Source organism: Xenorhabdus bakwenae (assembly GCF_030272115.1).
Classification (GTDB): domain Bacteria; phylum Pseudomonadota; class Gammaproteobacteria; order Enterobacterales; family Enterobacteriaceae; genus Xenorhabdus; species Xenorhabdus bakwenae.
This window is the reverse complement of sequence record NZ_CP119194.1, coordinates 3,128,025-3,152,614: the sequence shown is the minus strand read 5'-3', so window position 1 is coordinate 3,152,614 and position 24,590 is coordinate 3,128,025. Positions and strand designations below refer to the sequence as shown.

At 42.2% G+C, this 24,590-nt stretch carries 18 protein-coding genes and 2 pseudogenes; 9 read left to right on the top strand and 11 right to left on the bottom strand.

The annotated features are described in order from the left end of the window. Positions 1-57: 57 nt before the first annotated feature. Entirely contained in the window at positions 58-1,272 is a 1,215-nt protein-coding gene (gene gltS, locus PXH59_RS15805) for a sodium/glutamate symporter (RefSeq protein WP_047766435.1), read from the bottom strand. Between the two features lie 241 nt (positions 1,273-1,513). On the opposite strand from gltS, the gene PXH59_RS15800 reads away from it, so the two are divergent. Further along, the gene (locus PXH59_RS15800) at positions 1,514-2,899 is read left to right on the top strand and encodes a nucleobase:cation symporter-2 family protein (protein WP_285809098.1); all 1,386 of its coding nucleotides are present in this window, start codon (positions 1,514-1,516) and stop codon (positions 2,897-2,899) included. Between the two features lie 140 nt (positions 2,900-3,039). Next, positions 3,040-4,821: an AsmA family protein gene (locus PXH59_RS15795; protein WP_285809097.1), complete on the top strand. Its 1,782-nt coding sequence runs from the start codon at positions 3,040-3,042 to the stop codon at positions 4,819-4,821. On the opposite strand, the gene fabY is transcribed toward PXH59_RS15795, so the two are convergent. From fabY to typA, 4 genes are all read right to left on the bottom strand, one after another. Next, entirely contained in the window at positions 4,811-5,728 is a 918-nt protein-coding gene (gene fabY, locus PXH59_RS15790; RefSeq protein ID WP_285811804.1) for a fatty acid biosynthesis protein FabY, read from the bottom strand. The two genes, PXH59_RS15795 and fabY, sit on opposite strands and share 11 nt — an antisense overlap. A 50-nt stretch (positions 5,729-5,778) precedes the next feature. After that, entirely contained in the window at positions 5,779-6,216 is a 438-nt protein-coding gene (dtd, locus tag PXH59_RS15785; protein WP_285809095.1) for a D-aminoacyl-tRNA deacylase, read from the bottom strand. 39 nt (positions 6,217-6,255) lie between these two features. Beyond that, the gene (gene yihX, locus PXH59_RS15780) at positions 6,256-6,873 is read right to left on the bottom strand and encodes a glucose-1-phosphatase (protein WP_285809094.1); all 618 of its coding nucleotides are present in this window, start codon (positions 6,871-6,873) and stop codon (positions 6,256-6,258) included. 264 nt (positions 6,874-7,137) lie between these two features. Then, positions 7,138-8,967, bottom strand: coding sequence for a ribosome-dependent GTPase TypA (gene typA, locus PXH59_RS15775; protein ID WP_047766430.1), 1,830 nt, complete (start codon positions 8,965-8,967; stop codon positions 7,138-7,140). A gap of 565 nt (positions 8,968-9,532) precedes the next feature. Between typA and glnA the strand changes: the two genes are divergently transcribed. From glnA to PXH59_RS15750, 5 genes are all read left to right on the top strand, one after another. Further along, positions 9,533-10,942 (top strand): glutamate--ammonia ligase, encoded by a 1,410-nt coding sequence (gene glnA / locus PXH59_RS15770; RefSeq protein WP_047766429.1) that lies wholly within the window; start codon positions 9,533-9,535, stop codon positions 10,940-10,942. 208 nt (positions 10,943-11,150) lie between these two features. Next, positions 11,151-12,194, top strand: coding sequence for a nitrogen regulation protein NR(II) (glnL, locus tag PXH59_RS15765; RefSeq protein WP_369813296.1), 1,044 nt, complete (start codon positions 11,151-11,153; stop codon positions 12,192-12,194). A gap of 19 nt (positions 12,195-12,213) precedes the next feature. Next, entirely contained in the window at positions 12,214-13,659 is a 1,446-nt protein-coding gene (gene glnG, locus PXH59_RS15760) for a nitrogen regulation protein NR(I) (RefSeq protein WP_285809091.1), read from the top strand. A 453-nt stretch (positions 13,660-14,112) separates the two neighbouring features. Beyond that, positions 14,113-14,592, top strand: coding sequence for an Hcp family type VI secretion system effector (locus tag PXH59_RS15755; protein WP_285809089.1), 480 nt, complete (start codon positions 14,113-14,115; stop codon positions 14,590-14,592). A gap of 2 nt (positions 14,593-14,594) precedes the next feature. Beyond that, complete coding sequence (locus tag PXH59_RS15750) at positions 14,595-15,395, top strand: DUF4225 domain-containing protein (RefSeq protein WP_285809088.1); 801 nt, start codon at positions 14,595-14,597, stop codon at positions 15,393-15,395. A gap of 2 nt (positions 15,396-15,397) precedes the next feature. On the opposite strand, the gene PXH59_RS15745 is transcribed toward PXH59_RS15750, so the two are convergent. From PXH59_RS15745 to yihI, 3 genes are all read right to left on the bottom strand, one after another. Then, positions 15,398-15,724 (bottom strand): hypothetical protein, encoded by a 327-nt coding sequence (locus PXH59_RS15745; RefSeq protein ID WP_285809086.1) that lies wholly within the window; start codon positions 15,722-15,724, stop codon positions 15,398-15,400. Positions 15,725-16,346: 622 nt separating this feature from the next. After that, positions 16,347-17,720, bottom strand: a complete 1,374-nt coding sequence (gene hemN, locus PXH59_RS15740) for an oxygen-independent coproporphyrinogen III oxidase (protein WP_285809083.1) — start codon at positions 17,718-17,720, stop codon at positions 16,347-16,349. Positions 17,721-17,873: 153 nt separating this feature from the next. Beyond that, positions 17,874-18,392, bottom strand: a complete 519-nt coding sequence (gene yihI, locus PXH59_RS15735) for a Der GTPase-activating protein YihI (protein WP_047766422.1) — start codon at positions 18,390-18,392, stop codon at positions 17,874-17,876. A 146-nt stretch (positions 18,393-18,538) separates the two neighbouring features. Between yihI and PXH59_RS15730 the strand changes: the two genes are divergently transcribed. Beyond that, complete coding sequence (locus PXH59_RS15730; protein WP_285809081.1) at positions 18,539-20,011, top strand: glycosyltransferase family 39 protein; 1,473 nt, start codon at positions 18,539-18,541, stop codon at positions 20,009-20,011. Positions 20,012-20,339: 328 nt separating this feature from the next. Here PXH59_RS15730 and PXH59_RS15725 read toward each other — a convergent pair whose 3' ends face one another. From PXH59_RS15725 to PXH59_RS15715, 3 genes and pseudogenes are all read right to left on the bottom strand, one after another. Then, positions 20,340-20,810, bottom strand: a complete 471-nt coding sequence (locus PXH59_RS15725; RefSeq protein ID WP_285809080.1) for an HIT family protein — start codon at positions 20,808-20,810, stop codon at positions 20,340-20,342. A 19-nt stretch (positions 20,811-20,829) separates the two neighbouring features. Continuing rightward, on the bottom strand, positions 20,830-22,047 hold the full coding sequence (locus PXH59_RS15720; RefSeq protein ID WP_285809079.1) for an MFS transporter: 1,218 nt from the start codon (positions 22,045-22,047) through the stop codon (positions 20,830-20,832). Then, a pseudogene (locus tag PXH59_RS15715) lies at positions 22,032-23,095 on the bottom strand (ThiF family adenylyltransferase). Before PXH59_RS15715 ends, PXH59_RS15720 begins: the two are co-directional and overlap by 16 nt. Before the next feature lie 726 nt (positions 23,096-23,821). On the opposite strand from PXH59_RS15715, the pseudogene PXH59_RS15710 reads away from it, so the two are divergent. Next, positions 23,822-24,082, top strand: a pseudogene (locus PXH59_RS15710) (helix-turn-helix domain-containing protein). Positions 24,083-24,590: the final 508 nt, after the last annotated feature.

Sequence of the window (24,590 nt, the reverse complement as noted above, 5' to 3'; positions counted from 1 at the left end):
CTGAGTATTTCAGCGGCATATTCGCCAGGATATCAGGCGAGACAAAAGTGTACTAATTTAACCTGCTACAGATGGGAATACCGGTAATAGCAGATACAATTTGATGACGGCAGCATTAACGATATCAATAAAGAATGCCCCCACCATAGGTACGAGTAAGAATGCCACATGCGATGGTCCAAAACGGTCGGTGATCGCTTGCATATTCGCGATAGCTGTTGGTGTTGCACCTAAGCCAAAACCACAGTGGCCGGCTGATAATACGGCGGCATCGAAATTCTTACCCATTATGCGGTAAGTGACGAAAACAGCATACAAAGCCATAACCACTGTTTGTACGGCAAGAATGATCAACATTGGCAACGCAAGGGAAGCCAATTGCCACAGTTTAAGACTCATCAATGCCATAGCCAGGAACAGCGATAAACTGACATTACCTAAGACCGAAACCGCTCGATCAAATACCCGATAAAAACCAAGCAGAGACAGACCGTTACTAAGAATAACACCAACAAACAGGACACAGACGAATGTCGGCAATTCAAAGGCCGTGCCTTGTAGCAGTTTCTCAATAAACTTACCTGCCAATAGGCAAATGGAAATCATAGCAATCGTTTCCACCATCACTAATGGTGTAATAAGCCGACCCGTATAAGGTTTCTCAAATGCCGTCGGCAGCTCGGTATCCTCAGCCCCCAGCCCTGGCGTTTTGGTATTTTTCACCAACAGGCGGGCAACCGGACCTCCTATCAGTCCACCTAAAACCAGGCCGAATGTTGCACATGCCATTGCCACTTCCGTGGCATTTTCAAAGCCATAGCGCTCAGTGAATACTTTACCCCAAGCGCCACCTGTTCCATGCCCACCAGATAGTGTAATGGAGCCTGCCAGCAATCCCATTAATGGATCAAGGCCAAGCATTTTCGCCAATGCGATGCCCACGGTGTTCTGTACAAATAACAGGCCAACAACCACGCAGACAAAAATGACCAACGATTTTCCGCCGGCTTTCAGGCTGGCAAGGTTAGCGTTCAAGCCGATTGTGGCAAAGAACATCAACATGAGAGGCTCTTGGAGAGATAAATCAAAACTGACTTCCCAGCCTATGGATTGTTTAACTGCCAGCAGAACTAATGCAACCAATAATCCACCTGCGACTGGCTCCGGGATCGTATATTTCTCAAGAAATGGGACTGATTGTACGAGTTTTCTTCCTAGTAGCAAAACCAGTGTGGCAGCAACGAGCGTGCCATAAATATCCAGATGATACATTGATGTACCTCATCCATTGTTAATATTATGTGAACTTAATGTGACGTTATAATCATCCTATAAAAACGCCAAGAGCAGGTAAGGGTTGGATTAGAAATAAAATTACGCATAAACACAAGTTAAAACATTTAAAAATGTGACGGGATTGAACCACAATTCATGATGAAAACTTAACGCAAACGATTGCTTTAATGATAAGAATCATTAAAATGCGCTTTTTGTCTATCTGGAATTTCACAACATGGTCAATTTACCCCGTGAATCCAATTCATCAGAAGTATCCAATAAATCAAACAACGAACTGATCTATCGTCTGGAAGATAAGCCACCGCTTCCACATGCCTTATTTGCTGCATGCCAACATTTACTGGCCATGTTTGTGGCTGTTATTACGCCAGCGATGTTGATTTGCCAGGCTCTGGGGCTTCCAGAACAGGATACCCAACGCATTATCAGTATGTCCCTGTTTGCTTCAGGTTTAGCATCACTGATTCAAATTCGCTCTTGGGGACCCATTGGCTCAGGGTTGCTTTCAATCCAAGGCACCAGCTTTAATTTCGTTGCCCCACTTATTATGGGTGGCCTGGCATTGAAAAAGGGCGGTGCAGATATTCCAACGATGATGGCAGCCTTGTTCGGTACACTGATGCTCGCTTCAATGACGGAAGTGCTGCTCTCACGAGTGTTACATTTGGCAAGACGGATTATTACCCCTCTGGTTTCCGGTATTGTGGTGATGATCATTGGGTTATCACTAATTCAGGTGGGATTAACTTCGATTGGTGGTGGTTATTCTGCGATTCAAGATGGCACATTTGGCGCATCTGAAAACTTGCTGCTGGCGGGAGTTGTTCTTGCGGTTATCGTATTGCTGAATCGCCAAAATAACCCTTACTTGCGTGTTGCTTCTCTGGTCATCGCCATGGCAGTGGGGTATCTGCTGGCCTGGTATATGGATAGGTTACCCACTTCAATACCGCACGAAGATGCACCAATCATCACAATTCCTTCGCCACTCTATTATGGCTTGTCTTTTGACTGGAATCTGTTGATCCCACTGATTCTGATTTTTATGGTGACATCACTGGAAACAATTGGTGATATCACAGCCACCTCAGATGTCTCCGGGCAACCTGTCAGCGGCCCACTTTACATAAAACGTATCAAGGGCGGTGTGCTGGCAAATGGCCTTAATTCTATGGTGTCAGCCGTGTTTAATACGTTTCCAAACTCCTGTTTTGGTCAGAACAATGGCGTGATCCAACTCACTGGTGTTGCCAGCCGCTATGTCGGTTACATGATTGCTTCCATGCTGATCCTATTGGGGCTGTTTCCCGCCGTGGCGGGTTTTGTACAACACATTCCTGAGCCTGTTCTGGGCGGAGCAACGATTGTGATGTTCGGCACTATCGCTGCATCTGGTGTCAGAATCGTTTCCCGTGAGCCGCTGAATCGTCGTGCCATTATGATCATCGCACTGTCCCTGGCTGTGGGGTTAGGTATTTCTCAACAACCGCTGATTTTACAGTTTGCCCCTGATTGGTTGAAAAACTTACTCTCTTCAGGCATTGCCGCTGGTGGGTTAACCGCCATTATGCTTAACCTCATTTTTCCCCAAGAAAAATAGTCAGCCGTTTTTTGTATAATGCTTCTCTCCCGCCTTACCAGCGGGAGTTTTCTTTTTTTGCCTAAAACATCTATTGAGTGCGGCTCTATTTTACGGCATAAAAGGGCTTCTATTGGAAGGTCACACTGTTGAGGTGAAATATGAGGTGGTTAGGGAAATTTTTTGTCACTCTTCTATTAATGCTAATTCTGGCAATCATAGTTATCTATGTTGTTGCCCAGACGCATTGGGGAGCCAAACAGTTAAGCCAATGGTTCAGCAGGCAAGGACATTATCAAGTCAGTATTGAAAGCATCAGCCATAGCTGGCAGCAGCCTGCTACCCTATCACTAAACCACATCGACCTTCACGATACACAAAGTCCTTTCTCACTCAATGCCGATACCATTCATCTCGATTTCAAATGGCAGCATTTACTGTCCCCCCAAAATCTCCGTCGTCTGACATTGCAACAAGGGACATTGATACTGTCTGGAAATCAACTTCCTCCTCTTTTACAAGCGGATATCCTGCAACTGAACCAGATGAATATTCAGCTAGAGAGTCCCAATACGCGTATTCAGGGGGAGAATATCACGGGCGGCATTACACCCTGGGTTCCTGCCAGGGACAACCCATTTGGTCATGGAAAATATCAATTCAGTGCCAGTAATATCCGTTTTAATGACATGTCTGTTGAACATGCTGTTGTGCAAGGCAGTTACCAGAATAAAGCCCTGACTATCGACGCTTTTGGCGCAACATTTTTGCGAGGCGCCATTTCTGGCGATGGTCAGCAATTACCGGACGGCAGTTGGCGCTGGAACAATATCCTGCTCAGTGATATTCGCTGGCAAACCCCGATGACACTGAGTGATTTGAAAGGAAAAATCAGTCATCTGCCGGCGATGTATGTCAAAGATCTCAATATCACCAATGCCAAACTGCAAGGGCAAAACTGGTCTGTTGATTATCTGGACAGTTCTATCAAAAATTTAGGCTTAGTCAACGGCAGCTGGAACGCCGAAGATGGGTTGATTGATTTTAATGCGATGAACATAACGTTGAATAATGCACAGTTCAGCGACACGCTTGGAAAATTCCGTTTTTCTGGTGATACCTTTACCATCGCAAGCCTGACAACCCACTATCAAAAAGGGTTGTTCAATATCCAGTCTCAATGGGATCGCAAAAACCGGTTGCTTACCCTCAAAGAGAGTTCTGTCACCGGGCTGCTTTATGCTCTGCCACCAACATGGCTCGATTATTTCAAACAGCCCGCGCCGGAATGGATTTCAGGCGTGAAACTCAACGATATTACTCTCAATAATACGCTGTTGATTGATACCAATCCCAATTTCCCGTTCCAGCTCACCACCCTTGCAGCCCATATTAACAACATGGATATCTTGAAAAATGGCAAGTGGGGATTATGGAATGGTCAGGCATCGCTACAAGCGGCGGCGGGAACCTTTAACAAGGTCGAAATAACCCGTCCTTATCTGCAACTACACGCTACAGACGGCAAAGTCACCATTGATAAACTGAATGGCTTTACCCGTGAAGGGCTGCTGCAAGTGACTGGTTCAGCGGAACAACAAACTGCTCATACGCCTTTTAACCTCAATTTCAAAGGGATGAATGCAGATTTGAACATCTTGCCACAATGGGGCTGGATACCGCTTACTATTCAGGGAGAAGGCAATTTTTCACTCGCTTTCACGGGGGATCTCTCCGCTGACGATGTGAAGGGAACCATCAACGGGACATTGGTTGCTGAAGATAAATCATCAGACAAGGAGTCACAATCTATTGAGCAAGGTTTGATCTCAACGAGCCGCTGTACCCCGACAGCCCCGGCCTCCGTAGATAATCCTGAAACTGGGAACTCAACAACAGGCCACTCTACGGAAAGCCAACCCTGCGCAAAAATCAAGCTTTAGTGAGACGTTCGGGAGGCAGGACGATATAAGTTCCGGTGAACACGCTACCTATGCCATGTTCACCGCTAACCTGCACGTCCACCGTTACGCGGGCTTTATTGCCGCGGGCAAGACGGGCAAGATCGCCGCTCATATTATTGAAATCCGCAGTTGCACAGGGGCGCCCTGTAATCGGTTGCCGATAACGAATGTTGGCATCCACCAAAACGATATCTCCCCCTAACTGGCGCTCCTGTAACAACAACCAAATCAATCCCCATGCCGTTAAGGTGGCCTGAGAAAATAAGCTACCCGCGAAAATAGTATGGTGGGGATTCTGGTTTCCGGCTTCCGGCATCGTCGTAACGAAGCGTTGCCCGGTATATTGGGTGATCCTAAGCCCCATTTTTTCACTCAAAGGGATTTGCTTATGCCATGCTTGCTGCAACTCCGCACACCAATCAGGACGGTGCAAGATATCATCAAGGCTTATTATCGGTTTGATCATGAGAAAATGGCTAATCGGCAATGCCTTAGCACCATTGATCAACCCCCTGTTTTGAAAACCCAACTTACCGAAGAAATCAACCGCATTTTCCCGTGCGCTGCAAACAATTCGTTTCACACCTTCCTGTCTGGCTACAGATTCCAATGCCATCGCAATCAGTGTCCCCAAACCTTTTCGTTGTACATTGGGATGAACGGCCAGAAAACGAATAGCGCCTTCATTGTCTGCATTGATGTATAAACGCCCAACAGCCAGCGGATTACCCTGTTCATCCACCACCATTTGGTGATGAGCCATCGAATCGTAACCGTCTTTCTCTGATCCGACGGGCTGGTGAAGCGGTTTACGCAGCATCTCCCAACGAAATTGGTAATAGGTGTCCAACTCTTGTTCTGTTTGAGGTACTCTCAGATGGTACATAGAAACAACCCCTTCTTTTGTGTGTTGCCCTGTGTCGACAGAAAAATCCATCATACTTGCAACCAAAAAGTCACTGGCCCGTCATTTATCAAACTGACTTGCATGTCTGCCGCAAATTTCCCCGTTTCTGTTTTTACACCCGTTACACGACACTGTTCAATAAAATAGCGATACAGTTCCTTTGCTTTTTGTGGTTCAGCTCCACCCGAAAAACTGGGTCTTAAGCCTTTCTGCGTGTCCGCAGCTAATGTAAATTGCGATACAACCAGTAAACTACCACCCGCTTGCTGAACGTTAAGGTTCATTTTTCCCTGTTCATCGCTGAATACCCGATATCCCATTACCTTGTCGCATAAACGTTGTGCTTTCTGTGGGGTATCGTCTTTTTCCACCCCCAGCAACACCAACAACCCCTGTCTAATTTCTCCAATCGTCTCACTTTCAACAACAACCTTTGCCTGTGTTACACGCTGAATTAATGCGATCATTTCTCTTGCCTGTTATTTCGTTGCAATAAGCAAACAATGTTAATTTTTTGCGGGAAGCGAGAAATCATGTGACTTAAAATAATCGGGGATGACACTCTTGTCAGTCACATGAATTGCATTGATGCCTGATTTTTTTGCTGCTTCGACGTTTTCTGACAGATCATCAAAGAATATGGCTTGTTCCGCTGTCACACCTTCTGCGGCCAGCACATAGTTAAAAATATCCAGATTTGGTTTACGCATACCTAAATCCTGGGATAAATAAAGGAAATCCGTTGATGCAGCAACTTCAGGATAATGCACTGACCAGTAATCAAAATGCAGACGGTTGGTATTTGACAGCACAACTACACGATGCCCTTCGGCACGCAATTTATTCATTAGCTCAATGACCTCCTGCCTGACACCGACAAAGATTGTATTCCAGCCTTCCGCAAATTGTTCAAAACTGAGTGAGATATCCATTTCATCACACATCATTTCTGCAAATTCAGAGTCACTAATTTGCCCACGCTCGTGCTTTTCAATAGTTTCTCCCTGCGAAAATTTGGGGGTCAATGTTGCCAGTGGTGTCCCGCTCAGATTACTCCAGACAGCCAATACTCTTTTAAAATCAATATTAATAATCACGTTACCCAGATCGAAAATATACAGCATAATCCCTCCTGACTGACGCTCATTGTTTAGTACTTTTATCATACTTTTATTAAGAAAAAAGAAGGGCGGGATAAAAAAACAAATAAATTGTTCTTCTTATGAAGTGTCTTATAAATCGTCGTTGAAGCTCTTGACTGGCTACCGACCGATCAGCAGGGATAGATCACAAATGGCTGGAAGGGGATATCATAAAAGAACTCAGGGCACCGAAGCGCCCTAAGCAATTGATTTTCAGGTCATCAAATACAACACATGACCCAAAAATTAAACGTCTTTGCTACGATTTGCACGGCGGCGATCGTTTTCAGTCAAATGACGCTTACGCAAGCGAATTGACACTGGCGTCACTTCAACCAACTCGTCATCATCAATAAACTCCAGCGCCTGCTCCAATGTTTTCTTGATATGTGGAGTCAGTGTTGTCGCTTCATCCGTTCCTGACGCACGCATGTTAGTCAGTTTCTTACCGGTCAGACAGTTAACGGTCAGGTCATTTGAACGTGAGTGAATACCAATGATCTGGCCTTCATACACTTCCGTACCATGACCCAGGAACAACTTACCACGCTCCTGCAAACTATACAGCGCGTAAGCCACTGCCTTACCTTGTCCATTGGCAATCAGTACCCCATTCAGGCGACGACCAATCTCACCTGGGCGGATATCATCATAGTGGCTGAATGTGGCATACAACAAGCCAGTACCCGAAGTCATGGTCATGAATTCAGTACGGAAGCCAATCAGGCCACGGCTTGGAATAACGTAATCAAGACGAACGCGGCCTTTGCCATCTGGCAGCATGTCACGCATTTCACCTTTACGCTCACCCAGTGCCTGCATCACATCGCCTTGGTGCTGCTCTTCGATATCCAGAGTAACCTGCTCGAAAGGTTCCTGCTTACGGCCATCAATGTCACGGAAAATCACTTTTGGACGGGAAACGCCCAGCTCGAAACCTTCACGACGCATGTTCTCGATCAGAACGGACAAGTGCAGTTCACCACGGCCAGATACACGGAAAGCGTCTGGATCTTCCGTTTCCTCAACACGCAGTGCAACGTTATGAACCAGTTCTTTTTTCAGACGATCAAGGATCTGGCGAGAAGTCACGTACTTACCTTCACGGCCACAGAACGGTGAAGTGTTGACACAGAAGTACATGCTGACGGTAGGTTCATCAACGGCCAGTGCAGGCAATGCTTCGACCGTATTAACTTCACACAGGGTATCGGAGATGTTCAGATCACCCAGACCGGTAATTGCGATGATGTCGCCGGCTTCCGCCTTATCAGACTCAATACGCTCCAATCCCAGATGGCTAAAGACCTTGCCGACTTTACCGTTGCGCGTTTTACCTTCGCTGTCGATAATCGTGATGTTTTGGTTTGGTTTTACCATACCGCGCTTAATGCGACCGATACCGATAACCCCAACGTAGTTATTGTAATCCAACTGCGAAATTTGCATCTGGAATGGGCCATCAAGGTCAACCTTAGGTGGCTCAACGTGATCAACGATTGCCTGATACAACGGAGTCATATCTTCAGCCATTTCGGTATGCTCGTTACCCGCAACACCCATCAGTGCAGAAGCATAAATGATTGGGAAATCCAGTTGCTCATCGGTTGCACCGAGGTTCACAAACAAGTCAAATACCTGATCCACCACCCAGTCAGGGCGAGCACCCGGACGGTCAACTTTGTTGATCACCACAATCGGTTTCAGGCCGTGAGCAAACGCTTTCTGGGTAACAAAGCGAGTCTGTGGCATTGGGCCATCCATCGCATCAACCAGCAACAGCACGCTGTCTACCATTGACATGACACGTTCAACCTCGCCACCGAAATCGGCGTGGCCTGGGGTATCTACGATATTGATACGATAGTCATTCCATTTGATCGCCGTATTCTTTGCCAGAATGGTAATACCACGTTCTTTTTCCAGATCATTGGAATCCATCACACGTTCGGTTGTTGCAGCACGCTCCCCAAAGGTGCCAGACTGTTGCAGGAGTTTATCAACCAGCGTGGTTTTGCCATGGTCGACGTGAGCAATAATTGCTATATTTCTTAAATTACTGATTTCATTTGACATTTAAAAATTCCGATAACGCTAAGATCATTTATGCACTCTCAATGCAGTACACAAAAAGAATTCTGTTTTACTTGGCCGCCGCCGAACAAAAGTGCAGCATTATACACTTTGGATGGTTGCACTGGTATTAAAAGTTGTGCAGTATTGGCGGTTTTCTCTTTATTTAGCGAGTTCCTTAAGTTCCGAGCCAACTACAGAAGCGAGCTTGGTATAGACAGCCCAGGGCATTCCTTCCCGCAAAATTTGATGTAAGTTTGCGAGATTTCAGCCGGCCAGTCGCACCATAATAATGCAAGCACATTGTCAGAATTCACCACTTTGGTGCAAAAATACCTAAAACCATACTCCTGTCTTATTTATTTTTTCTCTTCCCTCTGCCATACTTTTTTATCATATTGATATTAAATAATTTTTAAATATTGGCACATTTTTCGCATTTATCTTTAGCGATAGTGATTTCATAACATTGATCATACAGAGATCCACAATCGCCCTTAACTTTTAAGATAAAACAGCCTATTTCTTGCCCTGTTTTATCAGGCCGACGTAAACCAGGAGAGCCAGTATGTCCGTTGAACATGTTTTGTCCATGATTGAAGAACATCAGGTGAAGTTTATTGACTTACGCTTTACTGACACCAAAGGTAAAGAACAACACATCACTATTCCTGCCCACCAAGTTGATGAAGACTTCTTTGAAGATGGCAAAATGTTTGACGGTTCATCTATCGGTGGCTGGAAAGGTATCAATGAATCCGACATGGTGCTCATGCCAGATCCAGGCACCGCGATGCTTGATCCCTTCTTTAATGATGCCACCCTGATCCTGCGTTGTGATATCCTTGAACCCGGCACCATGCAAGGCTATAGCCGCGATCCTCGCTCCATTGCCAAACGCGCAGAAGATTTCCTGCGGGCAAGCGATATTGCTGATACCGTTTTATTTGGGCCAGAACCCGAATTCTTTTTGTTCGATGATATCCGTTTCGGCAGCTCCATCTCTGGCTCTTATTATCATATCGATGATACGGAAGCCGCCTGGAACAGCGGCACACGCTATGAAGGCGGTAACAAAGGCCATCGGCCCGGCATTAAAGGCGGGTACTTTCCGGTTCCTCCGGTGGATTCTTCCCAAGACCTGCGTTCAGCCATGTGCCTGACCATGGAAAAAATGGGCCTGGTCGTTGAAGCCCACCACCATGAGGTCGCAACTGCCGGACAAAACGAAATTGCCACCCGCTTTAATACTATGACCAAAAAAGCGGATGAAACCCAGATTTATAAATATGTGGTTCATAACGTTGCCCATAAATTGGGTAAAACCGCGACATTTATGCCAAAACCGTTGGTGGGCGATAACGGATCAGGTATGCACTGTCATATGTCACTGTCCAAAAATGGCACTAACCTGTTTGCAGGTGACAAGTACGGTGGCTTGTCCGAAATGGCGCTTTACTATATCGGCGGTGTCATCAAACACGCACGTGCGTTAAATGCCTTTACCAACCCAACAACTAACTCGTACAAACGTCTGGTGCCTGGCTTTGAAGCCCCGGTGATGCTGGCCTATTCTGCCCGTAACCGTTCTGCGTCTATCCGTATCCCGGTGGTCGCCAGTGCCAAAGCTCGCCGTATTGAAGTGCGTTTCCCTGATCCCGCAGCGAACCCTTACCTGGCCTTCTCTGCGCTGTTGATGGCAGGTTTGGATGGCATCATCAACAAAATCCATCCAGGTGATGCGATGGATAAAAACTTGTATGACTTGCCCGCAGAAGAAGCCCAGGAGATCCCAACCGTGGCCCCTTCTTTGGAAGAAGCGTTGGCCGCATTAGATGCCGACCGTGAATTCCTGACGCGCGGTGGTGTTTTTACCGATGATACGATTGATGCTTATATCACTTTATTGAATGGGGAAATTGAACGTGTTCGCATGACACCACATCCTCTGGAGTTTGAACTGTATTACAGCGTGTAGTGCTTTATCAGGTAATGCCCCATAACGTGAGGGCATTACTTGTGTTTTTTTGTTGCCGTGAAACTTTTGGCCCATCCTTGGATGGGCTTTTTTCCCTCGCATAGACACAATGACATCATGATTGACGATATATGCTGAGTAAAAGGATTCATCGAACTATGCTTAAATAAGCTACAACGCACCAAAAAAGTGCAGGAACTGAATGACAATGGTTAGTTTGCCCAAAGCAGAACAGATTCTCGACTCACAGATAAACAACGTCCTGATACTGGATAATGATTTAGTGATTCGCTACGCCAATCATTCTGCCATGCAACTTCTGGCACAAAGTTCCCGTAAATTATTCGGCACGCCGCTTCCTATCCTGTTTAGTTATATTTCACTGGATACAGAATTGATGCGTTCCAGTTTGATCAACGGTCATGGCTTTACCGATAACGAAGTCATATTGGTGATCAATAATCACTCTCATGTGATGTCGCTCAGTGCCCAACCAATTTCCGAACAGTTTGTTCTGCTGGAACTGGCATCTATGGACAGTCAACGCCGGTTAAGCCAAGAGCAGATCCAACAAGCACAGCAGGCGGCTGCGCGGGAATTGGTTCGGGGACTGGCACATGAAATCAAAAACCCTCTCGGCGGGCTGCGGGGAGCCGCACAGTTGCTTGCCAAGGCGCTGCCTGATCCGTCCTTGAGGGAATATACCCAAGTGATCATTGAACAGGCAGACAGGCTACGTAACCTGGTTGATCGCTTGCTGGGACCACAGCATCCCGGTTCCCAAACCCGCCAGAGCATTCACCATGTGGTCGAGCGGGTCTGTCAATTGGTTTCGCTGGAAATGCCCGCCAATGTCACGCTGATTAAAGATTATGATCCGAGCTTACCTGAACTGGCGCATTATCCTGACCAGATTGAACAGGTATTACTGAATATCACCCGTAATGCCCTAAAAGCACTCGGTGAGAAGGGAGGAATTATCACCCTGAGAACACGAACCGCATTCCAGATTACCTTACAAGGGGAGCGTTACCGATTGGCAGCCCGAATTGATATTGAAGATAATGGGCCTGGTATTCCTCCCAATATTCAGGATACGCTTTTTTACCCGATGGTCAGCGGGTATGAAGGAGGAACTGGACTTGGCTTATCCATAGCACGTAATCTTATCGACCAACATGCGGGCAAAATTGAATTTACCAGTTGGCCAGGACATACGGAATTTTCCATTTACCTGCCTATCAAGAAATAACCGTTAAGTAGGAGTGACTATGCAACGAGGAAAAGTTTGGATCGTTGATGATGACAGTTCTATCCGCTGGGTACTTGAACGGGCGCTGAGTGGTGCAGGGATGGAGTGTATCAGTTTTGAAAATGCCGATGCCGTACTGGCCGCGCTGGCACAGGGTCATTCAGGGCAGGGTAATCCAGAAGTGATCCTGTCAGATATCCGTATGCCCGGATTGGACGGACTGAGTTTGCTCAACCAGATAAAGCAGAGCTACCCACAGCTTCCGGTCATCATTATGACGGCCCATTCTGATCTGGATGCCGCTGTCAGTGCCTATCAACACGGTGCCTTCGATTATTTGCCAAAGCCTTTTGATATTGATGAAACGGTTGCACTGGTCGAGCGAGCACTAAGTCATTATCGGGAACAACATCAATCAACCTCGAACCCACAGTTGCCGGTATCGGTTTCAGATATGATCGGAGAAGCCCCGGCCATGCAGGAGGTATACCGGATTATCGGCCGCCTTTCCCGCTCCTCCATCAGTGTGTTAATTAATGGTGAATCCGGCACGGGAAAAGAGCTGGTTGCCCATGCCCTTCACCGCCACAGTCCACGCGCCTCAGCCCCCTTTATTGCCCTGAATATGGCGGCAATCCCGAAGGATTTGATTGAATCCGAACTGTTTGGTCACGAAAAAGGGGCATTCACCGGTGCCAATCAAGTACGTCAGGGTCGTTTTGAGCAAGCCAATGGTGGTTCACTGTTTTTAGATGAAATTGGTGATATGCCGCTGGATATCCAGACTCGCTTGCTGCGGGTTCTGGCTGAGGGGCAATTTTATCGCGTCGGAGGCTATGCACCTGTGAAAGTGGATGTCCGTATCATTGCCGCCACTCACCAGAATCTTGAGCAACGCGTTGCAGAAGGTAAATTCAGGGAAGACCTCTACCATCGCCTGAATGTGATCCGCGTCCAATTACCGCCTTTGCGGGACAGAGTGGAAGATATTCCTCGTCTGGCACATCATTTCCTGCAACACACTGCCAAAGAGCTGGGCGTTGAAGCCAAGGTGCTGCATCCTGATACGGAACTCGCGCTGATGCGCCTGCCGTGGTCAGGCAATGTCCGTCAGTTGGAAAATGTTTGCCGCTGGCTGACCGTGATGGCGGCAAGCAAGGAGATACTGGTACAGGATCTGCCCGCTGATCTGATTGGCAACTCACCCACAGGGCAGACCGGAAATACTCCTATTTCCCGCGTCATGCCACCATCGGAAGACTGGCCACAACTGCTGGCTGAATGGGCGCGACATGCCTTAGAAGAGGGAAAAACTGATCTCCTTGCCGATGCCCTGCCATTACTGGAACGCACTCTGCTTAATTGCGCACTGGAATATACCAATGGACATAAACAGGAAGCCGCCCGTTTTCTGGGCTGGGGAAGAAATACAATCACGCGGAAATTGAAGGAATTGGGTTTGTAACGGGCTATTCAGCCAAGGCCCAAAACGAGAATATTAAAGACTGTTTGGTGTCCATTGAAGCTATGGGATGCCAGACTAAAATTGCCAAGTATTTGTTATTTCTCTAACTAATTTAACAATTATACCAATCCAACTTCAAGATGCATGTTATATTTCTCCGCTGCGCGGGGAAATATAAGGCCTCGCGTCGTCTTGCGGATTGCAACTTGAAGTTTATCGTGTATAAAAATCACACATAGATTATTTAATTGAAATTTAAAAAATAAAATCCCAAAGAAAAACCATATTATTGCAAAATAAAAAGATAATTATCTAAATATTCACTTATGGAAATATAAAACACCAGAAATTAAATACAGTTAATGTGGTTTAAAATATGATAAATATCATTGACAAAACAAATAATTATTCTGTATTTTATAGCAAATTAAAATACAATAAGGAAAAAATAGAATGGCTAATATTATTTATTTAACGATTAAAGGAAAAAAACAAGGTCTAATATCTTCTGGATGTTCATCAGAAAGTTCAATTGGTAATCTTTATCAAACTGGCCATGAAAATGAAATATATATTTACGAATTAAACTCTTCTTTATCCAGAGAACAAAATGTAAATCACTTCCCTATTAACATAAAAAAACCAATAGATAAGTCAACACCATTACTAGGAGTCGCAATATCAGATAATGAAGAACTAGAATGTATGTTTAATATGTACAGAACAGATAGCAACGGTGGGTTATCTCTTTATTTTTCTATAAAGGTCACAGGTGTAACAATTTGCAATATTGATATTATTTGCCCTAACTCATCAACTCATAATGATGCACAACCATTAGAGAGCGTCTCATTTAAATACAAAAGTATAACATGGCAACATCACTTGGCGGGTACTAGTGGTTATAGCATCTGGGATGATAGGATTTATTAAACATGGACATATATGCAAATAAAGATAATGATTATTTTTCTGCAATGGGAGCATTAACTGCTAGAAGTGTTAATGAATGTGCTTTATCTGCTTCAAGATTTATTAACAGTCCTTTTATTAAATATAAATTTCAAGAGGAAATAAAGAAATTCACTAATTATCATATAGGAATAATAACAAGCAAATCATCCCAAGAATCCTCTAAATTAAAATCAATACAAGAATTAAAACAAGAAAGAGAATACTTATGCAATCAAGAAAAAATATTGAGATATAATCAAATTGAAAAGTATGCTATTATAGAACTAAAAAAAGAGAACGATGTTGTTAGTTATGTATTGAAAGGAGTCGGTTTAGTTGCAGGTGTCTTTCAAGTTATTTTAGGATATACTATTTTGACCGCAACAAGCGTTACTGTTGTTGGTGCTGTTGCAGGTGCATCCCTTGTAGTTCATGGCTTTGGTAACATAGAAGAAAATTTTATGTCATTATTTAATAATGATGCCGAATATAAAGGTTATTTAAAAATAGGATATGAAAAAACTTTTGAATTTTTCGGATCAGATAAAAAAACAGCAAATATAGTTTACGGTGGAGTAGATATTGCACTATCTGGATATGGTTTGTTCCGAAATGTATTAAAACCTGAAGCATGGAGATTATTCAATTATATAAATGAAGATTTTATAATTGGATATAAAAATATGGGTGGTTATTCTCTGATGTTTGAAATGACAGTAGATGGGATAACGATAAAATCCACCTATGATTCATATGACAACCTACAGAATAGCAAAAAATAAAACTAGATAAGTCGTTTATATTTTTTCATAAAAACAAACGACTTATATGATAACTTGAAAGCTGTTATATACAATGCCAATGGAATTGTAAGCACAAGAGATATAAAAAAACCAATTAAATTCATTTCACCGGCTACTAAAAACATACAAGCAGCCACAAAAAAAACAAACAACAATGCAAATAAAGACCTGAAAAATTTACTTTCCAATTCAATTAATTCATTTAGTAATGTAGTGTTATTTTTTTTACTTATTGACTTTAATAGTTTTATGTCTTTAAAAGTAAAACCACTTTTTTTCATTAATTCTTCTATTTTTTCATCATTCATTTTTTCACTCCCTATTTTTCTTAATTATTTGTAATTAAGTCTCTCTTCTAGTTACTCAACTTTTTGGTAATTAACTATAATATCATTGTAATTCCTCTCTAACTAAGAAGCAAATAATAATTTTACATTCAAATCGATAAGCACAGCCACTAACTATCTGATCCTAATTGTGCTACATTTTGGATATTATATGAATATTCGGCATTATCAACAAATTGGAATCATGTTAAAAAACAACAAAGATAAATCACCCATCCTTTATATTTTTTATAAAAATAAAGGATTTGTATCTTAAAGTTGGGGAGAAAAAGAGTAACACAAGAAAAATAGAAATAAAAAATGTTAATGCCACACTCAAATAATCAACATCTGGAACAAAAAAATGGCAGAAACAACAGAAAATAAAATAATAAGAAAAACCAATATCAACCTATAAAAACTATTACTTAGAATCATAACTTCTTTTTTTATATTGTGACCAGACCGTTGAGAAGCCGATTTTATTTGATTTATTTACTTTAATGTAAAACCATGCTCCATCATCAACTCTTCTGTTACTTTTTCCATAGTGACTTACCTCAGATTTTTAGTGTGTTAGATATTTCAATAGAAAATTAAGTCCTCATATCACCCGCGAGAACTGCCGCTGTCGCATCTGGTTACGCAGATAGCTATCAAAACACATACAAATATTACGTATCAGTAATCGCCCTTTCGGGGATACCTGGAGCTGCGATTCGGTCACTTCAACTAATCCATCTTCGGTCAAAGGTGCCAGCAATTGCAGGTCTTCGGCAAAGTAATCCGTGAAATTCAGCCCATAACGCTGCTCAATATCCGCAAAGTTCAGCCGGAAGTTACAGATTAGCGCCTTAATCACATCACGGCGAATACAATCATCTTGCGTCAAAGCTAAACCCCGCCACAAAGCATGGCCTTGTGCTTCTACCACAGCGTAATAAGTTTTCAGGTCTTTCTGGTTCTGAGCATAGCTATCCCCCAACATGCTGATCGCGGAAACCCCCATACCCAGTAAATCGCATTCCCCCTGCGTGGTATATCCCTGAAAATTGCGGTGCAAGATGCCTTGGCGTTGGGCAATCGCCAATTCATCATCAGGGCGGGCAAAGTGATCCATCCCAATAAACTGATAGCCATTCCCTGTCAGGGTCGCAATCGTTTCTCGCAAGATATCCAGCTTCTGCATCGCTGTGGGTAAATCCTGCTCCTTAATCTTGCGCTGTGCCGCAAATAAATCCGGTAAGTGAGCATAATTAAAGACACTTAAGCGATCAGGTGACAAGGCCAACACACGCTGCAAGGTAAAGGCAAAACTCTCAGGTGTCTGTTTCGGCAGGCCATAGATCAGATCAATACTGGTGGATGTAAAGCCTGTTTCACGGGCGCGTCTGATCAGTTCGAAAATAAACGCCTCATCCTGCTCACGATTCACCAAACGCTGCACCTCTTTATTGAAATCCTGCACGCCCATACTCAGACGGTTAAAACCTTCGTGATGCAAATGATCAATCACATCAAGTTCAATTTCACGCGGATCAATTTCAATGGAAAGTTCAGCATTGGGCAGAAACTGGAAATGGCTGCGCAGCATCGACATCAATCGGCTGATCTGCGTTTTATCCAGATAGGTAGGCGTACCTCCACCCCAGTGCATTTGGCTGACTTTCCGCTGGGAAAATAATGTGGCGCGGTCAGCAATCTCTTTTTCCAACACATTCAGATAGTCATCCGCCTTGTGCTTCTGGCGCGTAACCAGCTTATTGCAACCACAGAAATAACAAAGCTTATGGCAGAACGGGATATGGATGTAGAGGGAAAGCGGGCGATCAGGATAACGGGCGGCGGCCTGAGCAAAAGCAGCTGCATCGTATTGTTGGCTAAACTCCAATGCTGTTGGATACGAAGTATAACGAGGCCCTGAATAGTTGTATTTTTGGATCAAAGGCAGATCCCAAACAATGGCTTGCTCTGACATGCTTATTCCTTCCGCTGTTTTCGCCCATCAAAACGATAGCCGCCATAGTTTACCCAATAACCACAATGAATAACATACTATTATTGTGGTTATTAATATCATGGTTATCAGAATGAACCCGCCTTTTACGATCACAATTCATTGATGAAAGCGTTACTTACCCTTCAGCAATTGCATGATATCTTCCTGTGGTTCTTCTTCATTGTCCTCTTCTTCCAGCTCGATGCCCAACGCTTCCATCAGGGTATCAATGCGATCAAGCGTATTGTCGACATAAGCATTGTCTTCCTGGGACAATTTTTCACCTTGTTCAAGGCGTGCCAACAAGTCATCCAATCGCTCATCATGTTCCAACATTTCCAGCTCTTCCTGCGGTGACAGGCGCGGTTTTTGTTGCTCTACCACCGGCTTAACCGCGGGTTTCATTGTCGGTGCTTTTTCGCCTACGATCAGAGGAACCGGAACTTTACTGCCGACACGTGGATCTTGTTCCTGCTTGACTACTTTACGCTTATTACCGTCATCACTGTTATGACGGCTGCCGGCCGAATGACCACGGCGCTTTTTCTGGCGTTTACGTTCGCGTCCTTCTGCATCCAGCTCTGCGCGACTTTTTCTTTTTTGCTTACCAGCGGAAGGTTTCGCCGGTGATTTTTTCTTTAACGGGTTCATAGCTTGTGACTCAACTTATTTTTATCAAGATATTTTCGGCGGAATCTAACAGAAACTCCCTTTAACATCCAATGTCATTCACTGATTGTTTAAATTTCGTCTAGTATTATGGATAGATTTAACTCAAATAATATGTTCAGGCTACCATGCGTTTTTTTGATACCTCTTCTTACCGCATGCCATTGTATCTTTGGGTCACTGGTTATGCCGTTTTGTGGATAATAGCAAGTTATTTTCTCGATCCCACCGTTCCTTATGATGCCGTAGAAGCTTTAAACTGGGGTCTTAATGGGGAATGGGGTTCACCCAAAAATCCGTGGCTAGTGGGAGCCATCATGCTACCCGCTATCTCTATCAGCGACATTTCTCTGAGTTTTTATTGGTATTTCACCCACTTTGTTGCTATTGCCATTGGTATGCTTGGGGTTTGGCAGCTGGCTTTCCGGCTGACAGGCAAAGTTGCACTCGCATGGCTTGCCATGCTGACGCTGAACCTATCCGGTGTCATCAATTTTGATATCATTCCTTATAATGATAATTACTTTTTGGTTATGCTCTGGCCGTGGTCATTGCTGTTTTTTCTGCGGGCCATTGACGATCACCCCAAATGGTGGCTGGCATTCGCCCTCACCACAGGGCTGGCAACGATGGCAAAGTATTCTTCGCTTGCTATCGTCGGCTCGGTCTTTTTGCTCTCCCTGTTCGTGCCTAAAGTCCGTTGCAACTATCGGGAGCCACTGTTCTATCTCGCCATTGTCATCTGGTTTGCACTGGTACTACCGAACGTTTGGTGGCTGGTGCATAACGATTTCGTCGCATTTAAGTGGGTAGATTCCCAAATTCAGGAAGGGTTCAATCTACATACCACACGCGCTATCCTTTCCGTGTTCTACCCGTTAATTATCGTCGCTGCCATTATTTATCTGCTCGGAGGCCGGATTGGCTGGCCCAGGCATCAATCCAGTGCGCTGACTAATATCGTGATCCTGCTGCCTCTGCTGCTGATTTATGGCTGGTTCTCCTTCAATCAGGGCGGGCGTATGACCGAATGGGTACAACCTTTTATGACAGTTTCACCGGCACTGTTGGTGGGATCGATAACGGTCTTTCCCAATAAACCCTTGCGCGGCACATTACGGGGATTGGCCGTGTTTGGTGTATTGGTGTTGATCGGTTACGTCAGTGTGATGATGGCAAATGTCCGTGATGCCGGGCAAAAGTTTGTTGGCATAAAAACCTTCGCCAGCCAATTGGATCAACGCTGGAACGAATTGTATCCAACGCCATTACGTTATGTGGGTGGAGAATATCTGCATCAATGGCTGACATTTTACAGCCACTACCATCCAGAAACGATACAACCCTGGGAGTTAGACAAAGGTATGCCACCCAATATCTATAACCGCCATATCAAACAGGGCAATATTGTGCAATATGGTGCCTTGTTAGTGGGAGAACGAGGAAAAAGCTGTGCAGAGGAAGATTTCCAACACACGTTTGAACAATGGCTATTATTGGTGCTCAGTCACAAAGAAGAGCTTTCCTTCCAGGCCCAGCCCAGTGCTGAGTTAGATACTGTCTGCATTGGCTTTGTGGCACCTGACAGTCTGCAAGGGTAGAAATAAGCAAGCCTGACTTGAATACGCGTCAGGCTTTTTTTTATTACCCTGTCAATCGTGGTCAGTGGGTATCCATGATGCCATACGGGATATCACGCCATATTTGGGCGGCTATTACAACCCCGATCGTCCGCATAGTTTTAATGGTGGAATTTCACCGGTTGAATATGAAAAGCAGTGGGAAAAGGCTAAAAATGTGTCCGGTATTTCTTGACCTCTACACCCTGGCTGGCAATTAGTTTGTCAACACATGCTGTGTGCTTACCTTTCTATTTGAAAGTTATACAATAAAAAATCAAAGTTAAAGCCATTAATTTGAGTATATTATCTATTTCATTTCCGAGTGTTCTCGAATCTTCTTAGCTAATATGCTCAAATCATTATCAGATGCTCTCTTACTATCATGTGATGAAATATAACCCTCGTATTTATAAAAATACTTATTCATATTAGATGATATTCTTTTAAAACTGCTATTATTTCCTGTGCCGTGCATAGGAAATAACTTAGAATGTACATGATCAACTCCATAACCTTCGAATATTAATCCTGTTCTGGCAACCCCATCTAAAGTTGAATCAAGGAGTTTAGCAACCTTTTTAGATGCGATAATCAGCCCTGACAAATTATCATCACTTAATTCAAATGCATAGCTTCCATAGTGTTTTTTGGGAATAACCACTGTAAATCCTAGTGTATTTGGATATGTTGATAAAAATGCCATGTAATTATCATCTTCCCAGATAATATGTGCAGGTGAATTTCTATTAACTATCTCACAGAAAATGCAATTACTCATATAAAGTATCCTTATATTGTTAAGCGTCTTTTTTTGAAAAAGTTTTTTCCTTTAGAGATAAACATGATAATACTGAAATAATAATAACATAAATGACAGACATTATAATTAATGAGAAAAAAATAAATTTTATATCTAAGCCAGGACCGATACTACCAAGACCAGCAAGGATGAGCAGTAAAAAGATTCTTGTCATGGATGAAACAAATGATTCTGATGTTGCCCACTGATTATCTGACTGTTCTTGTAAAAAAATAGATAACGTGTGAATAGTTATTAACTTCATTAGGAAAAAGTCAGAACATATTAATAGAATTATAAAATACTTTGATAACTCTTTGTAACATATAAACGTTATAACAAATGACACCATCATCATAATAGAAATTAATAATAAATTTGATATCTTTGCTTTTATTTGTTGAGCTATATATGAGGCAAGTGATTGTGATAACAAAATTAACACAAATACAATGCCATAATATTCACCAGGAATATTATATAGATTTTCACCCGCAATCATTGGTTGCCAAAACTGTATTGATATCTGAAAACAGAGTGATACACTGATACAGAGTATAAATATTGGCAAAGATATCTTGGAGGAAAAAATATTTTTTATTGCCCAAATTAAATTTTTATTTAAAATTTCTTTTTTATTACTTTTTGCTTCTTCATTTACAGGGATAACATAATTGAATAAAAGCATAATAGATGTTACTACAATAGCAGCAATCCACCACGTTTTTTTTGAGTCTGGAGGGAAAACAATAGCTCCAATGAAAGAAAACAAAGCCATCAGGATGAATTGCCATTTATAAAAATGGCCTATAATTTTTTCAAAATTAATATATTCTGTTTCTTTTTTGCAAGTTTCTAGCAGTAATGCATTAAATGCACCACTAAACAATGCGATAGAAAAGGCATTAAAGACTTCTGCTATCATAAAAACAGACTTATGCTCACCAACAGCAGTCATTGATAACCATATTGCACTAAATAGTATACTGATTTTTACTGTATTTCCTCTACCAAATTTATCCGCAAGATAACCAAATGGAACATCTGCAAAAAGTATTACCGCAGCCTGTATCGATTTCAGCCAACTGATGTCGGCAATAGTCATTCCAGATGACATTAAATAAACAGTAGATGTTGCACCAGCAAGCATCCTTGCTGCACTAGTTATTAGTCCGTAAAAAATTATACCCCGGCTACCACTTAGTAATGTGAACATACTCGACACTCTTTATTAACTGAGCATTCTTGGTATTCGATTTTTAATTTATTCGAGTGGATTCCTATTCTTTTATTTTCAGATAGAGGTCTAACACATTTCCCCAAATATCGAATAATATCGTTTGTTGCCATAGCTGATGACATTGCATTAACAGCAACAAAAGACGGCGCTTGAAAATTTCCATTTATTACTTCAGCATATTGATGCAAATCAATATGGTCAGATTCAATATCTGGAGCTATATTTGAACCACAAGCAAAACAACCAGATTCATTAGGAATATAGAATGGGCCAAAAACAGCAATATCACCAACATAACCAATATTTATAAAAGGTATTCCATTCTTTACAGCATAGGAGTTAACCCAAAAAACCAACTCATGAGGATAATCAGCGGATAGTGCTATTAAATCAGCTTTAGGTAAGTAATCGAGGTCATCGCTATTATTTATTGATTTTTTAATTGTATTAATTTTAATGCTTTTGTTTCTTTTTTTATCTCTCTTTCTAGTACATCAATTTTATGGAAACCAACATCTTCTTCCGTGAACATGTGCTGCCTTGTTAGATTGGATATTTCTATTAAATCATCATCAACAAGAGTTAGCTCACCAATTCCAGCAGTAGCTAAATTTGTTGCTATGTGGTTACCTATTCCTCCACAACCAATGACAATCACATGACTTGATGAAATTTTTTCCTGTACATCATTTGGACTATAACTCCAGCAGCCATAATAAAGGTAATGCCTACTATATCTATTTAGTTTACTAGGCTCATCATATATGACATGATGTTTTTCTATAAGAAAATTTATTGAATTTACTGATTTTTCTAATGTTAATCCATCATGTATAAGTTTTTTAATAACAGATTCTACTGTATTTGGTTCTTTCCAGATTTTTGATGCTTTTAAAATGGGAATATATTCTTCTTCATTATCAAAAACTTCCTGTCTATTTCCAACTGAAAAAACACATCTACGCCCTAAAAAGCCAACATAAGTATCTCTTGAAAGAATATACTTAATTTCTTTATTTTTCATACAAATTCACTCCTAATTAATCAACATAAATTACAGTATGAAAATTAACATTTTTCACTTAATTTACATCCTTTTTTATTCCAAATAAACCTAATTAAATTATATAGATGGTGCGCATACACAAGTATACACACCATCTGTTTTTTAATTAGTTAACTGAATAAGAGATCATGTTCGCCTCCACATATATTAATAAAAGAATAAATCTTACCAAGCTAATCTAAATATTATATAAACCAAAAAGATTATCTTTCTAGAATAGATCTACATTATATTATCTAACATAGCAACAATAAAAACAAAAAATTTTATTTATTTGTAATGAAAGTAATTTAACTCTGATTATTGAAGCTTTTCGGCTATCCTTAGGAATTAATCTACTTAACTCTCATCTCAAAACGGGAAATTCCTTATAAATAATGCACCGGTCTATGCAGATTTTCTATCCTGTGAAAATAAAATCATAATTAAATTTAATGAATCAGATGTTGGTAGATTCATTTTATACATATTGTTTTTTAAGCAACCATTTTCAAAAAATAAATAACAGAAGTTTGCAGCCTTGTGCACTTATACACTGGTAAGATACTTTTCCAGTGTTCTTGCTATTACCTTTTCTATGGTGGTTCAGGCTGGGGAGGCTATGTCTCGCCGGAATAAGTGCCGGTCTGCAAACCCTGCCTGGATCGCCACCATCAACATTAATTAATGAAAGGGGTAGCAGGAATGAATAACGTTAGAAATGACTGGCATCAGGCCGATATCATCGATTACGTAAACGTGGGACAACCTTAGCAGCTACCTCCCGTGAGACGGGACTCAGTTCATCAACTCTAGCAAATGCACTCAGCAGACAGTGGCCTAAAGGCGAATGGATTATTGCGAACTATCTTGGCAATCCATCCCTCTGAAATCTGGCCTAGCCGTTATTTTGATATGTACGGACGATTAATTGAGCGTAAGGTTCGCAGTAAACCACAGAAATAACCCGCTGTAATTTGTGATCGATGTTGTAAAAATGAGAATTTTTTATCTCAAGCCCTGAGCGTAAAATGTCAACCCAATTTGACCATTTTTAACCCTCACGTTTTTTGCTTTAAGATGATTGCAAAGTGCACAATAAGCGATATAACTAAGAAAAAATCAGTCAGATATAAAAATAAAAGCAAGCAAAAAAATCCGGGAGCATTAAAAGGGGCATAGAAAGAAAGGTAAGATTATAAATTTTTTATTTTCAATAAATTATAATTTTTTTTCGATTCCAAGTCGTGCCATGTTCCCCTAATTTAAACACACGCTGAAGCAGGCCCTGACGATGAGCAGAGCCAGAATTTATTGTGCTCATGTAATATTGTTTCCCAAAAAAAGCGAAGTTTTCGGCCTATCCTACAGGAAACCTACATAAATCGTTACCCTGAAACGACAAAAAAGAAAACGATTGCTAAACGTGAAATCAATAACTTAAATAACATTATGATTCTTGAGGAAATTCATT

Bases quoted from the DNA above. Each gene is read 5' to 3' on its own strand.
- yihX (WP_285809094.1), bottom strand. From the start codon at position 6,873: ATGCTGTATATTTTCGATCTGGGTAACGTGATTATTAATATTGATTTT.
- dtd (WP_285809095.1), bottom strand. From the start codon at position 6,216: ATGATCGCATTAATTCAGCGTGTAACACAGGCAAAGGTTGTTGTTGAA.
- PXH59_RS15725 (WP_285809080.1), bottom strand. From the start codon at position 20,810: ATGAGTAATTGCATTTTCTGTGAGATAGTTAATAGAAATTCACCTGCA.
- glnL (WP_369813296.1), top strand. From the start codon at position 11,151: ATGGTTAGTTTGCCCAAAGCAGAACAGATTCTCGACTCACAGATAAAC.
- hemN (WP_285809083.1), bottom strand. From the start codon at position 17,720: ATGTCAGAGCAAGCCATTGTTTGGGATCTGCCTTTGATCCAAAAATAC.
- glnG (WP_285809091.1), top strand. From the start codon at position 12,214: ATGCAACGAGGAAAAGTTTGGATCGTTGATGATGACAGTTCTATCCGC.
- gltS (WP_047766435.1), bottom strand. From the start codon at position 1,272: ATGTATCATCTGGATATTTATGGCACGCTCGTTGCTGCCACACTGGTT.
- PXH59_RS15730 (WP_285809081.1), top strand. From the start codon at position 18,539: ATGCGTTTTTTTGATACCTCTTCTTACCGCATGCCATTGTATCTTTGG.
- PXH59_RS15755 (WP_285809089.1), top strand. From the start codon at position 14,113: ATGGCTAATATTATTTATTTAACGATTAAAGGAAAAAAACAAGGTCTA.
- PXH59_RS15720 (WP_285809079.1), bottom strand. From the start codon at position 22,047: ATGTTCACATTACTAAGTGGTAGCCGGGGTATAATTTTTTACGGACTA.
- PXH59_RS15750 (WP_285809088.1), top strand. From the start codon at position 14,595: ATGGACATATATGCAAATAAAGATAATGATTATTTTTCTGCAATGGGA.
- yihI (WP_047766422.1), bottom strand. From the start codon at position 18,392: ATGAACCCGTTAAAGAAAAAATCACCGGCGAAACCTTCCGCTGGTAAG.
- PXH59_RS15800 (WP_285809098.1), top strand. From the start codon at position 1,514: ATGGTCAATTTACCCCGTGAATCCAATTCATCAGAAGTATCCAATAAA.
- PXH59_RS15745 (WP_285809086.1), bottom strand. From the start codon at position 15,724: ATGAATGATGAAAAAATAGAAGAATTAATGAAAAAAAGTGGTTTTACT.
- glnA (WP_047766429.1), top strand. From the start codon at position 9,533: ATGTCCGTTGAACATGTTTTGTCCATGATTGAAGAACATCAGGTGAAG.
- PXH59_RS15795 (WP_285809097.1), top strand. From the start codon at position 3,040: ATGAGGTGGTTAGGGAAATTTTTTGTCACTCTTCTATTAATGCTAATT.
- fabY (WP_285811804.1), bottom strand. From the start codon at position 5,728: ATGTACCATCTGAGAGTACCTCAAACAGAACAAGAGTTGGACACCTAT.
- typA (WP_047766430.1), bottom strand. From the start codon at position 8,967: ATGTCAAATGAAATCAGTAATTTAAGAAATATAGCAATTATTGCTCAC.